Source organism: Saccharibacillus sacchari (genome assembly GCF_037722395.1).
GTDB classification, from domain to species: Bacteria; Bacillota; Bacilli; order Paenibacillales; family Paenibacillaceae; genus Saccharibacillus; species Saccharibacillus sacchari_A.
The window spans coordinates 1-1,561 of the sequence record NZ_JBBKAR010000021.1 but is presented as its reverse complement, the minus strand read 5'-3'; the positions used below and the strand labels follow the sequence as shown (position 1 = coordinate 1,561).

Genomic DNA, 1,561 nt, shown 5'->3' with positions numbered 1-1,561 from the left:
ATAGGGATTACATATAACGTTCCTATATTCACGACTCGACGTATGTCGAGTATCCGGCGAATGCCGGATCAAGGACGAATGTCCACAGCGTGAATATTATGTTATCGGATGTTGCTGTCTTCTTAAGTTATTCAAAGCTTCCTTTCATTACTTCAAATTCTTTTCTGCTTTTTAGTAATTCATCAAAATCCAAATTCTCAAGCAAATGTTTTGAGTGATGTTTTAATCCAACAGGAACTGGCACTATACATATTGTTCCGTATGAATAATCTATATTCAATGCTTCTCTTGTTTTTTGTGTCATTTTAAGAATTGCAGGCATATACTCGTGCAAATCAATTTTCTTTAATACTTGAAGAATATATTTAAAAACTTCTCGTCCATAATCAGTAACTTCTTCAGTGGTCGGTATGTAGCCTTTGTGAATCACCTTGTTTCTAAATTCTGTATTTCTTTTATGCAAAGGCATTGGGGATTCTTTAAAATGAAGTAAATACGCTGTATAAAATGCACCAAGTTGCCTTTCAGATTGGGTACTCATTAATTTCCAAGTATCGGTGAATTGGTGCGAGTCAATCTCGTTTCGAATTGCAATAACTTCAATGATATATTCGTAAAACCTTTCTAGCGAAGCCGCAAAACTAGAAACAGCTTCTCTGGTGTATCCATCTTTCAAAGCCATTAATGCCATTTCAAATAGTATTTCAAATTTCCATTCTTGTAGAATAATATTATTCTTATGACCATTCTCACATTCAAACCTATAGTAAATCCCATCAGTTAAATCAATTGATTTAAATCGTTCTTCTTGGCATCCACGACAAGCTAACTTTATCTTCAAGCAGTTCTCTCCAATCTATTTAGGCTCTTAGCAATTTCCGATAACGTTCCCGTATTCACGACTCAGCGTATGCTGAGTGTCCGGCGAATGCCGGGCCAAGGACGAACGTCCGTAGCGTGAATATTATGTTAGGTGAAGGGCGGACAGTATAGCTTAAGCAAATCATTTAATTTTCATCTTTTCTCTTGTAATATAAAAGTTCCATTGAATATCCCTTTGCTACTAAACCAAATTCATTCTTATCTTTATTTGATAATTTCATAAAGTACTGAGGTGTACACGTTTCATTAGGTAAAAAATCAAGACTTTCAAAATCAGTTCCTAGATATGTGCGCTTCCCAATGGTTAAGATATTTCTTATAAGACTTTGTACGATTGATATACATGCACCTCTATAATCAAGCGGAGTAAATACAACTCTTTTCTCCCAAACCCAACGATCTTCTTTTTTATTTTTACTTAAGAATTTTAAACTATCATTACTCACTTTGATTTGACCCTCAATTTCGTTACCTAAAGAGAAACCACGTGTGTCAGAATGAATTGCTAATCCATGTTTATAAGCATTATAATCGTACATTGTTATAGTTTCTTTCGCAGCCCACTTTATCCATTCCTTCCAAGCATTAAGTACTCCCTCACTATTATCAACCTCCTCTGTTAATTGCTTATGTCCGCAGAATACATATGTAATAAGCTCATCACTACTTAGTCCCTGAT

General features: G+C 34.8%; 2 protein-coding genes. Both read right to left on the bottom strand.

The annotated features are described in order from the left end of the window. Positions 1–127: 127 nt before the first annotated feature. Positions 128–841 carry a hypothetical protein gene (locus tag WKI47_RS06660; RefSeq protein ID WP_340226395.1) on the bottom strand — a complete coding sequence of 238 codons (714 nt, stop codon included), beginning with the start codon at positions 839–841 and terminating at the stop codon, positions 128–130. A gap of 166 nt (positions 842–1,007) precedes the next feature. Then, positions 1,008–1,561: hypothetical protein (locus WKI47_RS06655; protein ID WP_340226394.1), on the bottom strand; the 554-nt coding region annotated here is incomplete at its 5' end.